The organism is Stutzerimonas stutzeri (assembly GCF_002890895.1).
GTDB classification, from domain to species: domain Bacteria; phylum Pseudomonadota; class Gammaproteobacteria; order Pseudomonadales; family Pseudomonadaceae; genus Stutzerimonas; species Stutzerimonas stutzeri_AB.
On sequence record NZ_POUL01000002.1, the window covers coordinates 537,329 to 553,318 of the forward strand.

Annotated in this window: 21 protein-coding genes; 9 read left to right on the top strand and 12 right to left on the bottom strand. The window is 58.9% G+C overall.

Features of this window, described 5'->3' with window-relative positions:
• Positions 1 to 23 precede the first annotated feature (23 nt).
• The gene (locus tag CXK96_RS05280) at positions 24 to 980 is read left to right on the top strand and encodes a LysR family transcriptional regulator (RefSeq protein WP_102835517.1); all 957 of its coding nucleotides are present in this window, start codon (positions 24 to 26) and stop codon (positions 978 to 980) included.
• A 12-nt stretch (positions 981 to 992) separates the two neighbouring features.
• Here CXK96_RS05280 and CXK96_RS05285 read toward each other — a convergent pair whose 3' ends face one another.
• Entirely contained in the window at positions 993 to 1,334 is a 342-nt protein-coding gene (locus CXK96_RS05285; RefSeq protein ID WP_102835425.1) for a ribonuclease E inhibitor RraB, read from the bottom strand.
• A gap of 376 nt (positions 1,335 to 1,710) precedes the next feature.
• Positions 1,711 to 2,571, bottom strand: coding sequence for a polyamine aminopropyltransferase (gene speE, locus CXK96_RS05290; RefSeq protein ID WP_102835426.1), 861 nt, complete (start codon positions 2,569 to 2,571; stop codon positions 1,711 to 1,713).
• A 157-nt stretch (positions 2,572 to 2,728) separates the two neighbouring features.
• On the opposite strand from speE, the gene CXK96_RS05295 reads away from it, so the two are divergent.
• Positions 2,729 to 3,655 carry a DNA-3-methyladenine glycosylase family protein gene (locus CXK96_RS05295; protein WP_272888430.1) on the top strand — a complete coding sequence of 309 codons (927 nt, stop codon included), beginning with the start codon at positions 2,729 to 2,731 and terminating at the stop codon, positions 3,653 to 3,655.
• On the opposite strand, the gene CXK96_RS05300 is transcribed toward CXK96_RS05295, so the two are convergent.
• The 7 genes from CXK96_RS05300 to aroC all read right to left on the bottom strand — a co-directional run bounded on the left by CXK96_RS05300 (position 3,612) and on the right by aroC (position 7,924).
• On the bottom strand, positions 3,612 to 4,166 hold the full coding sequence (locus CXK96_RS05300; RefSeq protein WP_102835428.1) for a histidine phosphatase family protein: 555 nt from the start codon (positions 4,164 to 4,166) through the stop codon (positions 3,612 to 3,614). The two genes, CXK96_RS05295 and CXK96_RS05300, sit on opposite strands and share 44 nt — an antisense overlap.
• Entirely contained in the window at positions 4,166 to 4,357 is a 192-nt protein-coding gene (locus tag CXK96_RS05305) for a PLDc N-terminal domain-containing protein (RefSeq protein ID WP_102835429.1), read from the bottom strand. Before CXK96_RS05305 ends, CXK96_RS05300 begins: the two co-directional genes overlap by 1 nt.
• A gap of 3 nt (positions 4,358 to 4,360) precedes the next feature.
• On the bottom strand, positions 4,361 to 4,570 hold the full coding sequence (locus CXK96_RS05310) for a PLD nuclease N-terminal domain-containing protein (RefSeq protein WP_102835430.1): 210 nt from the start codon (positions 4,568 to 4,570) through the stop codon (positions 4,361 to 4,363).
• A 186-nt stretch (positions 4,571 to 4,756) separates the two neighbouring features.
• The gene (locus tag CXK96_RS20730) at positions 4,757 to 4,903 is read right to left on the bottom strand and encodes a hypothetical protein (RefSeq protein ID WP_180981491.1); all 147 of its coding nucleotides are present in this window, start codon (positions 4,901 to 4,903) and stop codon (positions 4,757 to 4,759) included.
• Positions 4,893 to 5,441 (bottom strand): 1,2-dihydroxy-3-keto-5-methylthiopentene dioxygenase, encoded by a 549-nt coding sequence (locus CXK96_RS05315; protein WP_102835431.1) that lies wholly within the window; start codon positions 5,439 to 5,441, stop codon positions 4,893 to 4,895. The genes CXK96_RS20730 and CXK96_RS05315 overlap by 11 nt, the downstream gene beginning before the upstream one ends.
• A 156-nt stretch (positions 5,442 to 5,597) precedes the next feature.
• On the bottom strand, positions 5,598 to 6,746 hold the full coding sequence (locus tag CXK96_RS05320) for an MFS transporter (RefSeq protein ID WP_102835432.1): 1,149 nt from the start codon (positions 6,744 to 6,746) through the stop codon (positions 5,598 to 5,600).
• 86 nt (positions 6,747 to 6,832) lie between these two features.
• A complete protein-coding gene (gene aroC / locus CXK96_RS05325; protein ID WP_102835433.1) occupies positions 6,833 to 7,924 on the bottom strand; it encodes a chorismate synthase in 1,092 nt (363 codons plus the stop codon).
• Positions 7,925 to 8,074: 150 nt separating this feature from the next.
• Between aroC and CXK96_RS05330 the strand changes: the two genes are divergently transcribed.
• Positions 8,075 to 9,058, top strand: coding sequence for an alpha/beta hydrolase (locus CXK96_RS05330; protein ID WP_102835434.1), 984 nt, complete (start codon positions 8,075 to 8,077; stop codon positions 9,056 to 9,058).
• 65 nt (positions 9,059 to 9,123) lie between these two features.
• Positions 9,124 to 9,915, top strand: a complete 792-nt coding sequence (locus CXK96_RS05335) for a hypothetical protein (protein WP_256061597.1) — start codon at positions 9,124 to 9,126, stop codon at positions 9,913 to 9,915.
• Positions 9,916 to 9,952: 37 nt separating this feature from the next.
• Here CXK96_RS05335 and prmB read toward each other — a convergent pair whose 3' ends face one another.
• A complete protein-coding gene (gene prmB, locus CXK96_RS05340) occupies positions 9,953 to 10,882 on the bottom strand; it encodes a 50S ribosomal protein L3 N(5)-glutamine methyltransferase (protein ID WP_102835435.1) in 930 nt (309 codons plus the stop codon).
• 188 nt (positions 10,883 to 11,070) lie between these two features.
• Here prmB and CXK96_RS05345 point away from each other — a divergent pair, with 188 nt between their 5' ends.
• From CXK96_RS05345 to folE, 4 genes are all read left to right on the top strand, one after another.
• The gene (locus CXK96_RS05345; protein WP_102835436.1) at positions 11,071 to 11,664 is read left to right on the top strand and encodes a cysteine hydrolase family protein; all 594 of its coding nucleotides are present in this window, start codon (positions 11,071 to 11,073) and stop codon (positions 11,662 to 11,664) included.
• 229 nt (positions 11,665 to 11,893) lie between these two features.
• On the top strand, positions 11,894 to 12,211 hold the full coding sequence (locus CXK96_RS05350; protein WP_102835437.1) for a hypothetical protein: 318 nt from the start codon (positions 11,894 to 11,896) through the stop codon (positions 12,209 to 12,211).
• 90 nt (positions 12,212 to 12,301) lie between these two features.
• Positions 12,302 to 12,859: a Smr/MutS family protein gene (locus CXK96_RS05355; protein WP_102835438.1), complete on the top strand. Its 558-nt coding sequence runs from the start codon at positions 12,302 to 12,304 to the stop codon at positions 12,857 to 12,859.
• Positions 12,860 to 12,973: 114 nt separating this feature from the next.
• A complete protein-coding gene (gene folE, locus CXK96_RS05360) occupies positions 12,974 to 13,519 on the top strand; it encodes a GTP cyclohydrolase I FolE (protein ID WP_045427837.1) in 546 nt (181 codons plus the stop codon).
• A 69-nt stretch (positions 13,520 to 13,588) separates the two neighbouring features.
• On the opposite strand, the gene CXK96_RS05365 is transcribed toward folE, so the two are convergent.
• Together CXK96_RS05365 and CXK96_RS05370 are read right to left on the bottom strand one after the other, a co-directional pair.
• Positions 13,589 to 14,194 carry a glutathione S-transferase family protein gene (locus CXK96_RS05365; protein WP_102835439.1) on the bottom strand — a complete coding sequence of 202 codons (606 nt, stop codon included), beginning with the start codon at positions 14,192 to 14,194 and terminating at the stop codon, positions 13,589 to 13,591.
• Positions 14,195 to 14,229: 35 nt separating this feature from the next.
• Positions 14,230 to 15,396 carry a PLP-dependent aminotransferase family protein gene (locus tag CXK96_RS05370; RefSeq protein ID WP_102835440.1) on the bottom strand — a complete coding sequence of 389 codons (1,167 nt, stop codon included), beginning with the start codon at positions 15,394 to 15,396 and terminating at the stop codon, positions 14,230 to 14,232.
• Positions 15,397 to 15,475: 79 nt separating this feature from the next.
• Here CXK96_RS05370 and CXK96_RS05375 point away from each other — a divergent pair, with 79 nt between their 5' ends.
• Positions 15,476 to 15,919: a MarR family winged helix-turn-helix transcriptional regulator gene (locus CXK96_RS05375; RefSeq protein WP_102835441.1), complete on the top strand. Its 444-nt coding sequence runs from the start codon at positions 15,476 to 15,478 to the stop codon at positions 15,917 to 15,919.
• The last annotated feature ends 71 nt before the right edge of the window (positions 15,920 to 15,990 follow it).

The window sequence follows — 15,990 nt, forward strand, 5'->3', positions numbered from 1 at the left end:
TTCCGCAAAGCGAAGCGAGCATCATGGATGCAACAGCCCTTACTAATCAGTTCAAGTTATTCCTCGACGTAATCGATACCAGAAGCTTCTCGGTAGCAGGCAGGCTGCATGCGCTAGCGCCTTCGTCCGTCTCGCGACGCATGGACGCATTGGAGCGTTCACTTGGTTGCCAGCTGGTCAGTCGTACCAGCCATGCGATCAAGCCTACCGCTGCTGGGCAGCTGTTTGCCGAGCGTGCCAGACGCATCGTTCAGGAATTGCAACTTGCTCGGGCCGAGATGGCCTCGCTACAAAGCGCACCGGAAGGCCGCATCCGCATTGACGCACCCGCTCCTTTCGGACGCAGACATCTGGCGCCAGCACTTGCCGATTTCTTGCAGGCCTACCCTCGAGTGGACATCCAGCTACGCCTGATCGATAGCTTCATCGATATGCACGGTGAGCATCTGGGAGAGGTCGATCTGGTGCTACGTATTGGCCAGCTTGCCGACACGCGCCTCGTGGCAACGCCGCTGGCACCGATGAGGCGCATCGTTTGTGCCAGCCCGAGTTATTTGCAACGGAGAGGAGCACCGCAATCGGTAGCGGAACTGCCGGAACACGACGGGCTGGACTGGGACGCGCTGGCGCCTCCGCACGCATGGCGTTTCGAGCACGAGGGCAAGCGACAACTGCTGAGACCGAAGCGGCTGCGTATGGTAGCGAACAATGCGGAAGCGTTGCTGACCGCCACTTTGGCTGGATTGGGTATCGCCCATCTACCCACCTGGCTGATCAGTGACCAACTCCTCAGTGGTGATTTGTTGCCGCTGTTCTGTGAAGGTGGCCTGCCCGAACCGGAACCTAGCGGCATTTATGCGTTGCGCCTGACCCGGGAAGCCGATTCACGCAGCCGATTGTTGCTTGAGTTTTTGAAGGGTCGCTTCGGCCCGGTCCCGCCATGGGACCAGGCGCTGCAAAGCGGACTCACACTTACTTAAAGCATTGAGGTGTCAGACAGCGCACCCAGAAAGCTCCTGGGTCACCCCCCAACCATCCAGCACACCACCTAGCGGCTCGACCAGGTTCTCCAGGTCCTGCTCGAAATCGCCGATACCATCAAAAGTGGCGTACATCACCTTGCTGACCTGGAGGTCCCAGGCGCCATCGTCGCGGGGTGCTATCTGTGTATTGACGCACTCGCCACGGAAATTGCTGGCCGCGGCGCAGGCACGTTCACGATCGGGAAACACGGCATAGAACTCGATCGGATGGACGCGGGCAAAGTCGAAACCGCCCTCCTTCATCCTCAAAAGAACATTGCCGCTTACATCCTCATGGAAGGTGGTACTCATAAAACAACCTCCTCTCACTCATGGATGACGACTTCAGGAATGGAAAGCCTTGTCTACCTCGTTGCGGAACGACCGGACAGCGCCGGACGCGAATTGCCTGGTTGATCGAAAAAAGAAACCCAGCGGTGTTTCTAATAGGCCTCGGCAACGTCTGGGAGTTCGATACAGCAATCGAACGACCCTGACCGTACGTCACCAATACCACACGGCCTAGCAGCTAAGCACCAAGCGATTTCAGTGCTCCATCGCTACCACTGGAACATACGACGTATAAACCGCGTCCGCAACGGGAAGGTTTAATCCCACTCAATCACCACTGACAGGAATGCCAGCGACCAATTTGCTGCACCGAATCTCGTTGCAGCAAGCTGATCACTCAGCCGTTGCTGGGCTTGCTGATGGCTTGCAACACGTATTGAGGTAGCGCGAACGCGCCAATATGGAGGTGTGGATTGTAGTAACGGGTCACGATCCCACTGCCGGCGAAACGCTGGCACAGGGTTTCCAACGACAGCTTGCGACTGTCGGCATCGCAAGCGCCCCAGGCAAACGTCATGGCGCCCCCGATATAGGTGGGAACCGCAGCTTGGTAAAAATGCCAGTCGGGAAACAGGCCGGCCATCCGCTTGGAGGTGGTCTGCACTTCAGCCAATTGCATGAACGGAGTGCCGTTCTGCGCGACCAGGATGCCACCTTCGTTGAGGCAACGACGACACGCCTGATAGAAGTTTTCGGAGAACAGCTCCTCTCCCGGCCCAATGGGATCGGTCGAGTCGGAGATAATCACATCGAACTTCTGATCGGTGGTCGCCACGAAGCGCATACCGTCATCAATTACCAGGCCCAACCGAGGATCGTCGAACGCTCCCTTGGAGTGTTCTGGCAAGAACTCCCTGCATAGCTCCACTACGGTGCTGTCGATTTCGACCATGGTGATGCTTTCGACGTCACGGTGCTTGGCCACCTCCCGCAGTATGCCGCCATCACCCCCACCAATGATCAGCACTCGCCGCGCCAGCCCGTGAGCCAGGATCGGCACGTGTGTAAGCATCTCGTGATAGATGAATTCGTCTGCCTCGGTGGTCTGGATAACCCCATCGAGCGCCATCACACGTCCCATACGGGCGTTCTCGAATATCACCAGATGCTGATGCCCGGTGTGCACTTCATGCAGCATCTTGTCGACTCTGAAGCGCTGGCCGTACCCCTCGTAGAGAGTTTCCTGATAGTCGCTCATGGGTGTCTCCCTGATGGATGACTTAACAGACGGGCCTCGCAGGCGGCCCGATTGCCAGAGAGGCGCATTCTACTTTGGTCTTATGACAGGAGTAACCGCCCGTCCTCAAGGCACGTTTGATGAAGACTGCCCCATCACCACTGGCTATTGTCTAGTGATGATTTCTATCCAACTTCCTTATAACGCCCCATGGAGCTGGTCTCAGTTTCATCGGCACTTTGCCTTGCGCCTTCTGCCGGGTATCGAGGCGCTGGAGCCGGAGCGTTACAGCCGCACCGTGCAAGTAGGCGACGATGTCGGCTGGTTCAGCGTACGACCACTGCTGTCACAATCTGCTCTAGAACTGGTCATCAGCGATTCGCTAGAGGGGCACTCTTCAACATTAGCAATGCGTGTACGAAAGATGTTCGACCTCGATGCCGATCCGGTCGCCATAACGCGCCATTTCGCTTCGGACCCTCAGCTCGGCCCTCTGGTCGCGGCTAACCCCGGACTGCGCTTACCCAGCGCGTTCGATCCGTTCGAACAAGCCGTGCGGGCTATCGTTGGTCAACAGGTCACCGTTAAGGCCGCGGTGACCATCACCCGACGCCTGATCGAACGATTTGGGGAAAACCGGCTTAGCCAATCTGCGGTTGGAACGAATGGCTTGACCATGCTGTTTCCCGGCCCACAAACGCTAGCCACCGCGGCACTGGAAAATATCGGCATGCCCGGCAAGCGGGTGGCGGCAGTGCAACATCTATCAGCCGCCGTTGCTGGCGGCGCACTTGAGTTGCATGTCGAAAACGGTGCAGACGCGCTGGTCAGCCACCTTTGCCAGCTACCCGGTATTGGGCCATGGACGGCTGAATACATTGCGTTGAGGGGGTTCGGCGAGGCGGATGCCTTTCCAGCAGCCGACCTTGGCCTGCTGAAATCGCCGCTATGGGGAAGTGACGGCATCAGCGCGAAAGAGTTGCTCGCGCGATCACAGGCTTGGCGACCCTGGCGGGCCTATGCCGCAGTGCATATCTGGGAGAGTTATGCCGCAGCGCCGATCAAGGCGGGGAGAGCCTGGCCAGGACTTGAGGCGGGTCGCTGATCGGCAACGCGAGCACCAAAGCCTCACCGGATCGTGGAAAGATGCCCGTCAGTGCGGTGATATTGACTTGATGACTGATAAGCACGATGGGTGATGTCCCTGGCAATTCTCGCAGGTACATGAGCAAGGCTTGGGTCTGCTCGTTCTTGCGGTAGGTCTGGACAAAGAACGAATCGAGAAGCGGCAGCGGCTCAACTGGCTTAAAGCCCAGCAGTTCTGCCGTATCCAACGCCCGGCACCAACGACTGCTGAGTACCCGCGCCGCAGTAATGCTGTTCTGCCGGAGCAGATCACCCCACCGCTCTGCCTGCAGGCGGCCCGCCTGATCAAGATTGCGCTGAGTCGTGCAGTCCTCCAGTACGAAACCCGGCGGATCGCCTGTCCCAGGCGCCAAGGCATGACGCATGAGCAGAACGGCACGGCCCTCCCGCAGCGCAGTCCAGGCCATCTCGTCACCACTCCAGGCACTACCAGCCCAAAGCAGCAACGCGACCAGAACTGCTATACGCATCACAACCTGACTTTGGCGAAATGTCCGGCGGCCACGAACCACATGACCAGTCCGACAACTGGCAACAGGACGACAACAAGACTCCAGATGATCTTGCGACCCACCTCGATACGACTTCGCCAGATCTGCACGATGGCTACCAGATTAGCCACCAACACGATCAAGGCCAGCAGCGTACTCCAGGTTTCCACCGGTCAGTGCCTCAGGTTGCGCTCATCAGGCCGATTGCCACGCGGCCCCATGATGCCCCAGATGATCAGGCCCAACACTGGCAGGATGACGATCAACAACACCCAGAGGGCTTTTTTCCCGGTGCTGCTGTCGCTTCGCACCACGCTGATGATTGCCCAGATATCCAGTGCCAGGATAAGCAGGCCGAAAATACCGCCGAAGGCATCGGTCATGACAAGACTCCAAATTACAGTGAGTTCGTAATTAGGATGCCAGGCGGGTTTGAGGGTTCAGTACGCGATCTGCTCACGGCGCGGATCGTTCGCCTCGAAGCTGGCGACCGCTGGATGATCAGCCAGCTCACGCCCTCTCACAGCAGGCCGCAGGTGTGCCGGCAATGCTGCGCAGCATCCAGCTCTTCACATATCGAAGAGAAACAGAATCCCGTCGGACGGCAAGCTGATCGAGCCCGCAATACATGGGAACAGCACGTCGAAGACGGACCTCACGGCGCTGGTGATGTTTTCGACATCGGTAAGGATGGCTTTGCCGGGATCAGAAATCATCCAGGCGCGGAAACCGGCCGGCAATGTCTTCCCCGGTGAATTGCGCGACCCAACCTTCTGGATTAGTGAACAGGCGAATGGCAACGAAGTGAGGGTGCTCGCCCATATCGAACCAATGCCGGGTTCCTGCAGGCACCGAGATCAGGTCGTTTTTCTCGCACAGCACGGCATACACCCTGTCCTCGATATGCAGGCTGAACAGCCCGCGGCCGACGACAAAGAAACGCACCTCGTCCTCGGCGTGCTGGTGTTCTTCAAGGAACTTGGCGTGGAGTTCTGCCTTATCTGGGTGATTGCTGGTCACGCTGAGGGCGTCGACCGTGACGTAGCCGCGCTCTTCCATTAGTCGATCGATCTGCGGACGATAGGCGGCTATTACCTCCTCTGAACTTGCACCGGCGCGAATGGGCGTGCTGGCTTCCCAGCGTTCCAGGTGCACCCCGACATCGGCCAGGGTGGCGGCAATATCTTCAACATGCGTGAGCACTTTGAGAGGCTGCTCCGGCGCAGTGTCCTGATAAACGCTAAGGATGCTCATACTGGTTGTCTCCTGTCGGGATGGCTGCCCCGGCGTTGGAAAGGTCGGAACCTCGGCGCTCATCAGATGGGCCAAGCGTTACTGCTGATGGCCGGCGACCAACCGCTGCCATAGCGAAACAGGCCAGCGTCGATGACGGTTTCCACGGTATAGCGGTCATACCGAATTCCTGCGCGGGAAGACGATGATAACGGCTGCGCCGAGCGCTGACAGGCTGGCAATGGCGAAGGTCCACAAAGGGCCGAGACTGGCCCAGCTGTAGCCGGAGTAAAGCGCACCCAGCGCCCCGCCCACTCCGGCAAGGGTCGCATACAGCGCTTGCCCCTGCCCTTGCTGGCGGTGACCAAAGCTGCGCTGGACGAAATGAATGGCAGCCGCATGAAAACTGCCGAAGGTTGCCGCGTGCATCAGCTGCGCAATCAACAGCACCCCAAGATGATCAGCCTGCGTTCCCAGCAGTAGCCAGCGCAGCGCCGCCAGCAGAAAGCTAGCGGCAAGGACCTGACGCAACGAAAAGCGCGCAAGCAGCCGTGCCATTACCAGGAAGATCAGGATCTCAGCTACCACTCCGAGTGCCCAGAGCAGGCCGATGGTGCCACGCCCGTAGCCGAGCGCCTCGAGATGAATGGTAAAAAAGGTGTAGTACGGACCATGACTGACCTGCATCAGACCGACGCACACGAAGAATGCCAATACCCCCGGCCGGCAGAGCTGGCGAAGAAAGCCACCCTGCCCCTCCGGCTCAGGACGCTCCGCCGGCACCGCATTGGGCACCCATAGGCTGCTGATCACGATCCCGGTCATCACTAACAGGACCGCCGCCGGATAGATGTCGAGACTCAGGTGTTCGAACAACGCGCCAAGCCCGACTACCGCCGCGATGAAACCGATGCTGCCCCAGAGGCGGATCTGACTGTAGCGAGACGCTTGCTCATGCAGGTGCGCCAGCGTAATGACCTCGAACTGCGGTAACACGGCATGCCAGAAGAAGGCATGCAGCGCCATCACCAGCGCCAGCCAAGCGTAACTCTTGCTGTAGAAGATCAAGCTGAACGAAATCAGCGTACAGAGTGCGCCAATCCGAACAATCGCCAGACGTCGGCCTGTGACATCACCCAGCCAACCCCACAGGTTCGGCGCCAGGCAACGCATCAGCATGGGAATGGCCACTAGCTCGCCAATGCGCTCGGCAGTAAAGCCGAGGTGGTCGAAATAGAGGCCGAGGAACGGCGCCGCCGAACCGAGCAGCGCAAAGTAGAAGAAGTAAAAACCGGACAGACGCCAGTAGGGAATGGAAGCCGCCATAAGCAACAAGCCAGTAGCTGGAAACAAACGTGACGCTGGAGCGAGCGCTTTGCTCGCTTTCCAGCTTCAGGCCTCCAGCGGCAGGCTCAGAGCTGCGCCAACACCGGCGTACCCACCAGCACATCGGCGTTCTGCCCGCGATGGCGCAACAGATGGTCAAGCAACACGATGGCCATCATCGCTTCGGCGATCGGCGTGGCTCGGATACCTACGCATGGATCGTGGCGACCCTTGGTGATGACCTCAACCGGATTGCCGTCGACGTCAATGGAGCGTCCTGGTGTCGTGATGCTCGACGTAGGCTTGAGCGCCAGATGCGCGATGATCGGCTGGCCGGACGAAACGCCTCCCAGAACACCACCTGCATGGTTCGACAGGAAGCCGTCTGGCGTCATCTCATCACGGTGCTCAGTACCGCGCTGCGCCACGCTGGCAAATCCGGCGCCAATCTCCACGCCTTTTACTGCGTTGATGCTCATCAGGGCATGTGCCAGTTCAGCATCGAGACGGTCAAAAATTGGCTCCCCAAGCCCCGGCGGAACGCCTTCGGCGACGACACTGATCTTCGCGCCAACCGAATCCTGGTCACGACGCAACTGATCCATGTAGGCCTCCAGCTCCGGGACCTTGTCCGGGTCTGGGCTGAAAAAAGCGTTCTGCTCGACGCTGTCCCAGGTCTTGAAAGGAATTTCGATCGGGCCCAGCTGACTCATGTAGCCGCGCACCTGGATGCCCAGGGTCGCCAGGTATTTCTTGGCAATGGCACCGGCAGCGACGCGCATGGCAGTTTCGCGGGCTGAGCTGCGGCCACCTCCGCGATAGTCGCGCAGGCCATACTTGTGGTGATAGCTGTAGTCGGCATGTGCGGGACGGAACTGATCCTTGATGGCCGAATAATCCTTGGATTTCTGATCGGTGTTGCGGATCAGCAGACCGATCGGGCAACCGGTGGTCCGCCCTTCGAATACGCCAGAAAGAATCTCGACCTCGTCGGCCTCCTGGCGTTGAGTGGTGTGCCGGCTAGTGCCGGGCTTGCGTCGATCGAGGTCGCGCTGCAGATCAGCGGCGCTTAGCTCCAGGCCTGGCGGACAGCCGTCAACAATCGCGACCAGTGCCGGACCATGGCTTTCGCCAGCCGTGGTGACGGTGAACAGCTTGCCGTATGTATTGCCGGACATGCAGGGCGCTCCGCGATCGACCTAAAGAGGGGGCGGAAGTATACCCGAGCTGCTGAAGGTTTCGCTGCCTGCGGACGCGGCGCATACTGCGAACCCGCCGGCTCGCGAGCTCGCTTCGTATCCCCGTTCCGCCGATGGTTTATTTTGTCCATGCGTTTCTTTTTACTGCTCGCCTTGCTCGCCTTGCTCGCCTTGCTCGCCATGTTCGCGCCCTTAGCCCAAGCCCAGACGTGGGTAAATCAGAGGATGACTGTGCAGGTGCCGGCCGGGCATCTTCATGGCAGCCTGCTGCTGCCTAAGACTGACGCACCCTTGCCGGTTGCGCTGTTGATAGCAGGATCGGGCCCGACCGACCGCGACGGCAACAACCCACTGGGACACAACGACAGCCTCAAGCGACTGGCGCAGGCATTGGCCAAGCGCGGTATCGCCAGTGTGCGCTACGACAAGCGTGGAGTCGGCCAGAGCCAACCGGTGGCGCCGGACGAAGGTCAGTTGAAGGTAGAAGACTATGTCGACGATGCAGTGGCTTGGTCACGGTTGCTACAAGCCGATCCACGGTTTTCGGCGCTCGTGCTGATTGGCCATAGCGAAGGCGCGTTGATTGCCAGTCTGGCCGAACCTACCGTCAAACCTGCCGCGTTGATCAGCCTCGCTGGCAGCGGCCGCTCCATCGATACGCTACTGCGAGAGCAGCTGCAGGGCCGTCTACCACCGGCGCTTCTGGCAAGCGCGAACTACCTGATCGATGAACTGAACGCGGGAAGAATCAACCAGCAGGTGCCCGAGCCGCTGCAAGTGCTTTTTCGCTTGAGCGTTCAACCCTACCTGATCTCTCTGTTTCAGGAAGATCCGACCGCTGCATTTGCCAACACCACCGCGCCGGCCTTGATCATTCAGGGCTCTCATGACATTCAGGTCAGCTCTAAAGATGCGCAAGCGCTGAAACAGGCCAGGGCAGATGCCGAGTTAGCGCTGATCAAAGGGATGGGCCACGTATTGCGCATCACGCCGCAGGATAGCGCCGGACAAGTGGCTTCCTACAACAGCCCCGAACTGCCTATCGCGCATGAACTGACGGAACAGATCAGCCGGTTCTTGACCGAGCACGGCGTATTGCCAGCCTCCAGTTAGGCGACCGCCGGCCGATACGCTCCTTGCCTGCCGCAACGACCACCGCCAGGCCTATGGACACCGAGATGACCGACAGCCCAACAGCCCCTGAAGAAAACGACGCCCAGACGCCCGCGGTGGCGCAGCAGCCGCACCCCTGGGCCGCGCTCGCGCCGGATCGATTCCGGCTGCTCCGTCTGGCTCCGCTGCCTACCGACCGGGACACCGGGACACGTCCGCTGCGTTTCGTCGAGCTGGCCCAGGTCGAGCGACATACGCCTGAGCAGAGCCTGTTGAGGCTCTTCATTCGTATACCGGGCCAAGTGTTATCGAAGCAGCAGAACCTGCTGGAGGTCTGGGCCGACCACCGGGCCAAGGAGCTGCGCTTCGGCCCCGATTCAGGCTTGCATGTAGAACCGATAAACCGTGGCCTCGGGCGCTTCCTGTTGGCGCAAGGGGCAGCTTGGGCGCAGCGACGCTGGGCGCACTATCTGGTAGAAGGCGGCGCGCTGCCGGTCAAGGATATAACCGGCGAAGATGTACGGCTGCGGCGGGATCATTGCCTGCTGAGTCAAGGATTCGACGTGGTCTACGCCGAGCCCCAGAAGCCCAAGGCAACCTATAGCGCAGCTCGTGTCAGCGCCTTACGGCCAGACTGGAACATCGAAAAAGTGCAGATCATCGAACTGCAAGAAGCGGCAGCTATGCTCGAGCAGGCTGATCGAAATCTACTCGAACAGGAAAATCGGATTCGCGACACCCATGAACGATTGAGCAAACTCCGTCGAGAGGATGGCACCCTCCGATTCACCATTGCCTGCCTGATTGTGTTCTCACTGTTTCAGGCCGGGCTACTGATCTGGATCGCAACCCGCTGACAGCCCTGCCCTACCGAACAGAGTACCGAGCAGACCCTCAGTTGCCCTTTGGCACCAGCCGCTCTTGGAAAAGCGCCTGATGATCCCGGCATTGACTGGCGGCAAGCAGAAAAACCCCATGCCCACCCTCGGTGAACTCGAGCCAGGTGAAGTCGACTTCAGGATAAAGCGCCTCGACATGCACCTGACTGTTGCCGACTTCGACGATCAGGCTGCCCTTTTCCGTCAGATGGTCCGCCGCCTCCGCCAGTATTCTTCGAACGAGATCCAAACCATCGTCGCCGCAAGCCAGGCCGAGTGCCGGCTCGTGCTGGAACTCGGCAGGCATATCGGCAAAGTCTTCGGCGTCCACATACGGCGGATTGGAAACGATCAGGTCAAAGCGCTGCTTGGGTAGGCCATCGAATCCATCGCTCTGAACGGTGTAGACCCGGTCTTCCAGACCATGCTGTTCAATGTTGCGATTGGCCACTTCCAGCGCTTCGAATGACAGGTCGGCCAACAGCACCTCGGCATCAAGAAACTCATAGGCGCAGGCAATGCCGATGCAACCGGAGCCGGTACAGAGATCCAGAATTCGTGCTGGCGCCATCGCCAACCACGGCTCGAAGCGTCGTTCAATCAATTGGCCAATCGGCGAGCGCGGAATCAGCACGTGATCGTTGACGATGAATGGAAGCCCGCAGAACCAGGCTTGTCCAAGCAGATAAGCAGTCGGTACGCGTTGCTCGATCCGTCGCTGCAACAGAGTCTGCAGATGTTCGCGCTCATCGTCTTCCAGCCGACAATCGAGATAGGTGTCAGCCATTTCCCAGGGCAAGTGCAAGGCACCCAGTACCAACTGACGCGCCTCGTCCCAAGCGTTGTCCGTGCCGTGGCCGAAGAAAAGTTGCTCGGCGTGGAAGCGGCTGACAGCCCAGCGAATATGATCACGCAAGGTACGCAAACGGGAAGGCGAAGCGGTCACGGGGCATCTCCTCTAAAAAGGGCGGAAGTCTAGCCGATGGCCACGCGCGTTTCGCGAGTTTTGCGGTTATGTGCGATGGCAAAACGCCCATAACACCAATCTATATGACCAATTCATCACTTATTGGCTGTTCACATCTCGCGCGACTGGCGCCACAATCATGCCCCTCTCAGAACAAGGAGTCAGTCATGTCCAAGCCACAGACCATGCTTCAGCTCAGTGGCCGCAGTTATGCACCGGCGACTCTGGCCAACGCGACCCTTGTCGTCATTGACGTTCAGGAAGAATATCGGACGGGGACACTGGCACTACCGAATCTGACGTCGGCGCTTGAGCAGGTCAGCGAGCTACTGACCGCCGCCCGCGCGGCTGGCGCACCCATCGTGCATGTCCACCATTTGGGCATTCCGGGTGGGCTGTTCGATCCTCAAGGGCTACGCGGTCAGATCATGCCGGAGGCAGCGCCGCTTCCTGGCGAAACGGTGATCGGCAAAACGCTGCCTAACGCATTTGCCGGCACACGATTGCATGAACTTTTGCAGCAGCATGGTCGCCTCGACCTCATTGTTTGTGGGTTCATGACACATTCAAGCGTGAGCACCACGGTCCGTGCGGCAAAAGATTACGGCTACCGTTGCACACTCGTTGACAAGGCCTGTGCCACACGCGACCTGCCGATGGGAGACGGCGCAATTGCGGCGGCAGAGGTGCATCGTATGGAGATGACCATTCTCGCGGACAACTTTGCGGTCTGCGTAGCTGATGCCGGCGCATTGGTATAAGCCGCAACCGAACCGAAAAGTGTTAGCTGACATCGAATAGACTGGCCCAATGGATTCAGGAGTAGCAGGCTGTTGATACCTAGCCTGCCCTGGCAACCCGGCTGTAAAAAAATCTCAGCGTGATCTTCAAGTAAGTCAAACCCGGCGTCTTCGGCTGCTTTCGCCTCGTCTTGCCTACCTCGCCTGCGTTTTTTAACGGGGCGATAGCCGTTCTGAGGAGCGAACTGGAATGAAACGAACCGATGGATTCGATGCTCGCCGTCTCCGCCCTCGCCAACACCGCAGCTGGGGCTCGCGACTTGGGGCCGCGCTCGGCCTGCTGCTGATCGTCTCTGGAGTGCTCTTCACCGGCATTGGCGCGGCTTCGCTGTTTAGCGAAATCGAAGCCCTCACTAGCATGCCGCTGGATAAAGAAGCCGCAGTGACGTTGTTGACCTTGGGCGTGGTTCTACTTCTCCTAGGCATGATCATCCGACGCCGAGCTCGCCGCCGCGCGCACGCACCGAACGACTTGAGCCTGTCGCCGCGCCTCGGAAAAAGGCGCTGAGATGTCGGCCAGCCCCATGTCGTCGTCGGCAATGGATGCGGCTCACGACAGAAGCTTTGCGATAAAATGGCCGACTAACGCGGAGGCCTCATGCAAGACGATGATTTTTCACTGTTCAGATCAGCTGTGCGTGGCGTCAAGCCGATTGAGCACGACCGGGCTGAGACGGGCAAACCACGCAGCAACAAGGCACAGATCGCCACGCTGCGGGCCAACGCCTCGATCAGCGACGGCGATATCCGGATCGACGGGCTGTCTGATCAGTTTGTAATTGATGTTGCGGCTGAAGACGAACTGTACTGGGTCCGCGACGGTGTTCAGGACAGCCAGATGCGCAAGCTGAAAGCGGGACAAATCCCGTTCGAGGGCAGCCTGGATTTGCATGGACTGAGCGTCGAGAAAGCCCGTGAGCTGCTTTGGGATTTTCTCGCCGAAGCGAGCAAACTCGAGATTCGCTGCGTGCGCGTAACCCATGGCAAGGCAGCACGAAAGGACGGCAAGCGTCCTTTGATCAAAAGCCACGTCAATACGTGGTTACGCCAGCACTCTCAGGTGTTGGGCTTCGCCTCTTGCGTGCCTAGACACGGCGGTACCGGCGCGGTGTATGTGATGCTCAAACGAACCATGCTCGAAGGGCGCGACGAGTAACCCTGGCGCGGCCACTCATGAACCTCTCTAATAAGGCGCGCGCTGCTTGCAGCCCAGCCGTCAAGTCCCTAACCTTCGCACTCGCGCTTATTTGCAAGCCTGACAGGTAGACAAATGTCTCTGGAAACACATTACACCGCGATCCTTGGCCAACTGGGTGAGGACGTCAACCGCGAGGGTCTGCTCGATACGCCCAAGCGGGCCGCCAAAGCCATGCAGTACCTGTGCAAGGGCTACCAGCAGACGCTGGAGGACGTTACGAATGGCGCACTGTTCAGCTCCGACAACAGCGAAATGGTGCTGGTCAAGAACATCGAACTCTATTCGTTGTGCGAGCATCACATGCTGCCCTTCATCGGTAAGGCTCATGTCGCCTATTTGCCCAACGGCAAGGTGCTCGGCCTGTCGAAGGTCGCCCGCATCGTAGACATGTATGCGCGCCGGCTGCAGATCCAGGAAAATCTCACCCGCGAGATTGCAGAAGCGATTCAGCAGGTTACAGGTGCATGGGGGGTCGCTGTGGTGATCGAAGCGCAGCACATGTGCATGATGATGCGCGGCGTCGAGAAACAGAACTCATCGATGGTCACCTCGGTCATGCTCGGCCAATTTCGCGAGAATGCTGCGACCCGCAGCGAATTTCTCGGCTTGGTCAAATAAGCTGCAAGGCAGTGTGCCTAACCGTGCCCGCGTGAGGCTAGCGCCTTAACCACGCGGTCACGTTTGGCCTTAATCGTACATACCGACATGGCGCGGGTGACTTTCTACACGCTGCAGCCAAGCGCTGATGGCCGGGTAGCGATCAAGGCTGAAGCCACCCTCCTCGGCTACATGGGTATAAGCATAGAGCGCCACATCCGCGATCGAGTAACGCTCGCCAACCAGATATGATGTGCGGAGCAGCTGCTGCTCCATCACATCGAGCGCGTGATAGCCATCCAGCTGCTTGGCAGCATACTCATCAAGGCGATCATCGGGCAGCTCGAGGTAAACCTTGATGAAGCGCGCTACAGCGATAAAGGGTTCATGGCTGTATTGCTCAAAGAACTGCCACTGAAGAACCTGGGTCCGCAAGCGAGCATCGGCCGGCAGATATTCGCTTCCTTCGGCAAGATAATTCAGAATCGCATTCGATTCCCATAGGCAGGTACCGTCTTGCAGTTCGAGCACCGGAATCTTGCCGTTGGGATTCTTTTCCAGAAAGGCAGCCTCGCGGCTTTCACCGCGCAGGATATCCACCGGAATCCACTCATACGCCAGCCCGAGCAAGTGCAGCATCAGCTTCACTTTGTAGCAATTGCCGGACCGATGGTCGCCATAAACCTTGTAAGTCATTTGCCCCTCCAGCGGCTGTTCCCACCGCGCCTGAACTAGGCTGCTTCGACCAACAGCGCCTCTCGGATTACCCCTGCCAGCCGGCGAACACCTTCATCAAGGCGCTCTGGTGCGACGTGACTGAAGTTAAGCCGCAGATATCCAAGATTCTGTTCTGGGTCGACGAAGAACGGTTCGCCCGGCATGAACACCACGTCCTGTGCTAGCGCCGAATCAAGCAGCGTTCGGGTGTCGATCGATTGTTTCAGCTGCAGCCAGAAGAAAAGCCCGCCCTGTGGTACCAACCAATCGGCGAGATCAGTGAAATGTTCCGCCAACGCCGCCTGCATAGCATCCCGACGCAGGCGGTAGAAGCTGCGCAGCTCGCTCAGGTGCGCCCGATATTGCTCACTGCCAAGCCACTGAAGTGCCTGCCACTGACCGATGCGATTGGTGTGCAAGTCAGCTGACTGCTTCAGACGTAACAGATAAGGGAACAGGTCTGGGGTCGCGATCAGATAGCCGACTCGCAGCCCGGGTAGCAGCGTCTTGGAAACCGTCCCGGTGTAGATCCAACTCGCCTTATGCAAGCGACTAACGATTGGGCGAGCCCGCTCGTCGTCAAATACCAGTTCGCGATAGGGCTCATCTTCAATCAGGGTTACGCCAAACTCATCAAGCAGCGCGGCTACTGCGTCGCGCTTTTCCTCGCTATAACGCACCGCTGAAGGGTTCTGGAACGTTGGAATAAGATAGGCAAAAGCCGGCTTGTGCTGCTCCAGCCGCTGACGCAGCGCGGCCAGCGATGGGCCATCGGCTTCCTGCGCCACTGCCAGGCACTCGGCACCGAATAATTGAAAGGCCTGCAGCGCAGCCAAGTAAGTCGGCGCCTCAAGCAGCACCTCGGTGCCCCGATCAATGAACAGCTTGGAAGCGAGGTCCAGCGTCTGCTGGGAACCACTGACAATGAGTACCTGACTGGCCGAACAAGAAACTCCGATGGCACGTGCTTCAGCAGCGATGGCTTCGCGTAAGGCGGGCTCCCCTTCACTCATCCCATATTGCCCCAGGCTCGCCGGCATAGGCGCCCAATCGACCTTTGGCAACATGGGCTCAGCAGGCAATCCACCGGCGAACGACATCACCTCAGGTCGCTGTGCAGCAGCAAGAATTTCACGGATCAGCGAGCTTTTCAGGCGGTCGACGCGTTCGGAGAAGGCCATGAGGCACCAGATGCGGGGAAAAGAAAAATGAGTCAAACTGCTTGACCGAAATTACGCCCCCAATCGTGAATACGTCAATATGCCTGACCTAAAAAAAAGCACTGTCCAGCGCCAGATCATGGAGAGTTTCTTTCTGGGCTACCAGGCCTTTACCGCCAAGCCGGACGAGATGCTTGCTCGACGCGGACTGTCCCGGGTGCATCACCGGATCCTGTTTTTTATCGCCAGTTATCCAGACCTCAGCGTGAAGGAGCTACTCGGTTACCTGGGGGTCAGCAAGCAGGCCTTGAATACGCCGTTGCGCCAGCTGATCGAGATGCACCTTGTGGAAAGCAGGACGGCCGATGACGACAAGCGCAAGCGCATGCTGCGCTTCACCGCGGAAGGAGCAAAGCTCGAACAGGCATTGCGACGCGAGCAGGTGCGGTTGCTCGAACGGGCCTTTGAGCATGCAGGAGAAGAAGCAGTGAATGGCTGGCTGGCGGTAAACCAAGCACTGGCAACGGGCATGACGCGCATTTGAAAAACCGGCCGGCAGCAGACTGCTAACTGGCTGCAGTGCTGCCCAACCACTAAAGGCGGGTCGAAGCACCA